This window comes from Sulfurospirillum sp. MES, from assembly GCF_000789415.1.
In the GTDB taxonomy this organism is placed as follows: Bacteria; Campylobacterota; Campylobacteria; order Campylobacterales; family Sulfurospirillaceae; genus Sulfurospirillum; species Sulfurospirillum cavolei.
Map to the genome: position 1 here is coordinate 1 of NZ_JSEC01000047.1, position 1353 is coordinate 1353.

2 protein-coding genes are annotated in these 1353 nt (G+C 46.4%); both read right to left on the reverse strand.

Annotated elements, in window-relative coordinates:
* Positions 1–287, reverse strand: a 287-nt coding sequence (locus OA34_RS13310) for a 4Fe-4S dicluster domain-containing protein (protein WP_039676237.1), incomplete at its 3' end; no start/stop codon positions are given.
* A 12-nt stretch (positions 288–299) separates the two neighbouring features.
* Positions 300–1353, reverse strand: a 1054-nt coding sequence (locus OA34_RS13315; RefSeq protein ID WP_039676240.1) for a molybdopterin-containing oxidoreductase family protein, incomplete at its 5' end; no start/stop codon positions are given.

Sequence of the window (1353 nt, forward strand, 5' to 3'; positions counted from 1 at the left end):
GTATGCGCCCCGACCGGACAAATGGCGACACAGGCTGGGTTTTCGCAGTGGTTACACGCCAAGGAGAAGTAAAACCGCTCCATCGGCATCGACACTTTCGGTGCTTTTTGGTACGAGGTCAGCGTCGGTAAAATATTGTTATTGTCGATCAGATAATCTTCCGCACCGATCTCACGGACTTTTCGCCACGTAACGCCTTGGTCTTGATGGTATTGGTTTTTACACGCCATAGCACAGGTATTGCATCCAAGACAGATGCTTCCGTCGACTAAAAATGCTTTTTGCATCGTCCTCTCCTCTTATAGTTTTTTGAAGTTAACAAACGTATCGTGTAACGCAACGCCCGGTGCACCCGTTTTAAACGCACCCATGTCTGAACTGGTATCATCGACGAGTTCATTCACGTTGTAAATTTTGTTGTGGTAGTACTGCTCGTACATCAAAAGCGTTCCTTTTTGAACGTTATCGGTCACTTTCGCACGCACGCGTAAAACACCTTGGCGGTTGAAAACGGCAACCATATCGTCCGTGTCGACCATCTTTTCTTCCGCATCATCAGGGTTGATATACACATACGGCTCCGGATGAAAATCCTCCATCCATTCCAAATTTTGGAACTGAGAGTGCAAGCTCCACCTGCTGTGAGGTGAGGTCATACGGAAACGATCGTAGGGCTTACGAACTTCAAGATACGCCGGCAATGCGCTACCGAAAAGCTCCAACGCTTTATCCGAATAAAACTCAAATTTACCGCTAGGGGTTTTAAACTTACCGTCGGCATAGGGAATAACCGCTTTGGCTTTAACAGGACCCTTTTTAAGCTCTTCCCATGATTGGATACCGAATTGCTCGTAAATTGCCGGATTGAACTCTTTGATCGTCATCTCTTTACTGTCCACGCTTTGCGGGAACGTACACGAACCTTTGGAGAGTTGATTCATACGTTTGGAAAGCATCGCCGCGATTTCAAGATCGGACTTAATCTCAAAAAGCGGTTTAATCGCTTGCTCGTTGATACTCAACCAGTAATGCCAGTAAGAGACGTTGACGTCGTACTCTTCAAATTGAGTGGTTACGGGAAGTACGATGTCCGCCCATTTAGCGGTTTCATTAAAGAATTGATCGGCAACAACGACAAGATCGAGCTGTTGAAACGCGCGAATCAACTGGTTACGATCAAAATCTTGCGCGAAAACGTTTTTACATGCAACCCAAAGAAGTCTTACTTTTGGCTCTTTGGCACTCATCAGTTCACGCGCGGTTTTATTGATGTTTAAAAAGCGATCGGTATACGCCGCTTTTTCGCCGCCCACTTGAGCAAACTCGCCTTTAGCACCTTCAGGTCCCGTGTAG